Below are 3,376 nucleotides of genomic sequence, written 5' to 3'. Positions count from 1 at the left end.
GCTTGCGCACGATGTCCTCCGCGGAATGCCGCTTCCGACCAGCCATATCTCTCATCGTCCCTTCCAGCCCCTTGCAGGGCCAACAGGACTCTAATACCAAGCGGTCTCATCCATCGGGGACAGGCCAGCCGCATGTCGTGGTCAGCCCGGTTCACTGCGGCGCGGCCCGATCCGGCGTGTTCAACGCCGCAGCAGCCGCACAGTGAAGTGATCCGGCGAAATTTTACCCGGCCGACTTAGAGCTCCTAACAGGTTCAGTCGACTGGCGGCGGGTTCGGTTGCAGTGCAGGATATTTCGATGTGGCAGCACCCTGGATCGTGGATGACGAGTTGTGGGCGGTAATCGAACCGCTACTGCCGGTGAAACCGGCCGGGACGCCGGGACCGCCGCAGATGGACTCCCGTCTGGTGCTGCAGGGGATCTTGTTCGTGCTGATCACCGGGATCGGATGGGAGGACCTGCCCCAGGAACTGGGCTTCGGGTCCGGGATGACCTGTTGGCGCAGGTTACGCGACTGGCAAGCCGCCGGGGCCTTCGAACAGATCCATCAGGCCGTGCTCGCCCGAGCCCACGCCGCCAGGATGATCGACTTCGACCGCGTGATGGTCGACGGCTCGCACGTGCGGGCGAAAAAAGGGGCGCCGCAACAGGTCCCAGCCCGGTCGACCGCGCAAAGACCGGTTCCAAACACCACATCCTGACCTGCGCGAACGGCTTCCCACTCGCGGTCGCGCTGTCGGCGGCCAACGTCAACGACCATCTGCTGCTGCCCACGCTGCTCGACCGAGTCCGGCCCCTGCGCGGGCGTGCGGGCCGAGCCCGGCATCGGATCACGACCCTGATCGCCGACAAGGGCTACGACTATCCCAGCGTGTATTCCGAACTGCGGCAACGACATATCACCGGCTACATCGCTCGCCGCGGAACCCGCGACAAGGTCACCGCCGGCCGCTGGATCGTCGAGCAAACCTTCGCCCTGCTCCACCAGTACCGACGGCTGACCATCCGATGGGAACGACGCACCGACATCCACCACGGATTCCTTGACCTCGCCGCCGCCCTCATCTGCTGGCGACGACTCAGCAACCGAACCCGATAGGAGCTCTTATCGGCCGGGTAATCGAATCGTTTCCGGAAATTATCAATCGGCCAAGTATTCAACCTCGGTGGAAACCGCTTGATTTCGATATTCCCGCGGCGTCCTGCCGTAGGTAGATTTGAACAACCGGGCGAAATGACCACTATCGACCAGGCCCCACCGGGCTGCGATGAGACCGATTGACTGTTCCCTCATCGACGGATCCGTGAGATCCCGCGCGCATCGGCGTAGCCGCTCGCTTCTGACCCAACCGGAAACGGTCATGTTTTCGGCCGCGAAGAGTTTGAAGAGGTACCTTCTCGAAATGCCCAGAGCGGCAGCGATAGTGTCCGGTGAGAGGTTCGGGTCGGCCAGGTTTCGATCGATATGATCGCGCACTCGCAGCATCATCGCGGGCGCCGACCATGCCGGCTGAGTTCCCGCGATGTTCTCGGTCAACAGCCCGGTCAAGAGCGAGACCGCACCGTCGGACACCCTGGACGCGACCGGACTGCTGGTGGGGCCGCTTCGACCGCTCAAGGACAGCAGTAAGGACACGAGGACCGGTGAGATGCCGGACTCGGAGTCGATTGTCCGCGCGGTGATCCCGCTCAATGAATTCGGCCCGAGTGGGACCGCTGCCCGCGGCACCAGAGCAAGCACGGTCCGGAATTCGGTGTCATAGATAAACGAATACGGGCGTGTGGTATCGCAGAACACCAAATCGCGGGGGCCGAGGTGGCATTGCCGACCGTCCTGCTCGACGGTGGCGGTTCCGGACACCTGCAGGCCGACTTTGTAGAAATCCTCTTCGTGCCGCAACGTCAGGCGTTGCGTGCGGCGCACCTGCATCGGGTCGGCGCCCGCTGAGAGAATACGAAGTTCGCCGATGCTGGTCACCGCCGCCGTTCCACGGAAGTGATCCATCCCCGTGCTCCGAGCATCCACCGATACGGACATCGTACGGGCCAGTTCATCGGCCCAGTGGTCGAAACCGAACGGCGGCTCGATTGCCTGAGTCGTAACTAGTTTCTGCATGCATGCTCCGAATGAAAAGGGCATTTAGGACAGATTAGACCTACTGCGTTTGCGCCCAGACGCAGGCCGACTCCATCCGTTACGTCCAGTCGATCCGACGATGGACCAGACCGACCGGCCCGATGGACGGACTTCCGGCTAGCCGAACAACCGAACGACGGGGATGTCCAATCCGAGCCCCATCGTATCCGTCGAAACTATTTCTCGCTGTTTGGGTAATCCGTAATGCTACTCACAGACCGATGTGGAATGAATGGGCTTTCCCTCCAGGTATGCAGGGCAGCCCGCGGGCGGGTTCGCGAAGCTGTGTCGGACAGCAGCCGCACCGCCGACTCCTCCCGTTGTTCGTATGTGGCGCTCTGAGATCGAGATCCAGGCCGGCCCGGATACGCTCGTCGTCGATACGCGCTTGCGGCCGGGGCAGTTTCAACGACCGCGCCACTCGCGCGCCTTCGTCGAGGCGTTGCTCGGCTTCCTCGGTTTTCCCGAGCAGGGACTTCAGTCGGGCGCCGGTGCCGAATGTCGCGGCTATGAAATCGACAACTTCTACAACACCGAACGCCGGCCCATCACCTGCTGCTCGCGCAGAAACGAGGTTCGCTCGGTCCGATCGGTATCCGCGATGTTCGCAGCCTCCCGAGTTCTATCCTGAGACGCGCCTGCCTCATCCTAGGTCCCTCTAGGTTGGCAGCGCTGCCTCGTCGGGTCACCGATTTGTCCGCACAGTCGTGCGAGCGAGTGCCGCGACCAACGGCGGTAACCCGCCAAGCTTTCGACGGATTCCTCACGCATTCCGATCTCCCGGGCAGCGAAAACACGACCAGTGTGCCCCGTTTCAGCCGACAGCCAGAAGCCCCGGAGCGAGCCGTTTCAGAGCGACCGCGGAGATGGCGCTGGCCATCGGGTGGCGCCGGGTTGGCACGAGCGGGCCCCAGCCCAATTCGTTCGGTCTGATTTGCGACACCGCCGAACACGTCAGAGGTCCAGACCCTGTTGTGGTGCGGCATATATCCACGCACTGGCAGTGCGGCTTCGCAGGTTGGGGTGGCGTGTCGCCATGACGCGGGGCGGCTGCCGCACATCATCGTCGGGTTCTGCCCAAAGAGTTTGAAAACAGACGCGGTGGCCGGGGTGTCAACGGCACGCGAACCCGGACCATCTGACGGAATCTCAATTTGGACCATCTGCTCGGCTCGGTTTGATGGTTCATTCTTCAGTTGTGCCGGCGGCGGGGACGCGGCCGAGGTCGCGGTTCTTGA

At 62.8% G+C, this 3,376-nt stretch carries 3 protein-coding genes; 2 read left to right on the top strand and 1 reads right to left on the bottom strand.

All coding sequences use genetic code 11. The features are described 5' to 3' along the window. Nucleotides 1-300: 300 nt before the first annotated feature. Nucleotides 301-1,100, top strand: a protein-coding gene (locus tag C5E41_RS32760) for an IS5 family transposase (protein WP_104379535.1) whose coding sequence is annotated in 2 segments (ribosomal slippage) — nucleotides 301-631 and nucleotides 631-1,100 — 801 coding nt in all. Because the reading frame shifts where the segments join, the coding sequence is not laid out codon by codon here. A 42-nt stretch (nucleotides 1,101-1,142) separates the two neighbouring features. Here C5E41_RS32760 and C5E41_RS32755 read toward each other — a convergent pair. Then, nucleotides 1,143-2,117 carry a helix-turn-helix domain-containing protein gene (locus C5E41_RS32755; RefSeq protein ID WP_181063541.1) on the bottom strand — a complete coding sequence of 325 codons (975 nt, stop codon included), beginning with the start codon at nucleotides 2,115-2,117 and terminating at the stop codon, nucleotides 1,143-1,145. A gap of 253 nt (nucleotides 2,118-2,370) precedes the next feature. Between C5E41_RS32755 and C5E41_RS32750 the strand changes: the two genes are divergently transcribed. Beyond that, on the top strand, nucleotides 2,371-2,769 hold the full coding sequence (locus C5E41_RS32750; RefSeq protein WP_146097785.1) for a hypothetical protein: 399 nt from the start codon (nucleotides 2,371-2,373) through the stop codon (nucleotides 2,767-2,769). Nucleotides 2,770-3,376: the final 607 nt, after the last annotated feature.

Origin of the sequence: Nocardia nova, from assembly GCF_002933465.1 — a bacterium.
GTDB classification, from domain to species: Bacteria; Actinomycetota; Actinomycetes; order Mycobacteriales; family Mycobacteriaceae; genus Nocardia; species Nocardia nova_B.
Note: the sequence above shows the minus strand (reverse complement) of the source record. Positions and strands in the feature narration are given on the sequence as shown.

Bases quoted from the DNA above. Each gene is read 5' to 3' on its own strand.
- C5E41_RS32755 (WP_181063541.1), bottom strand. From the start codon at position 2,117: ATGCAGAAACTAGTTACGACTCAGGCAATCGAGCCGCCGTTCGGTTTC.
- C5E41_RS32750 (WP_146097785.1), top strand. From the start codon at position 2,371: ATGGGCTTTCCCTCCAGGTATGCAGGGCAGCCCGCGGGCGGGTTCGCG.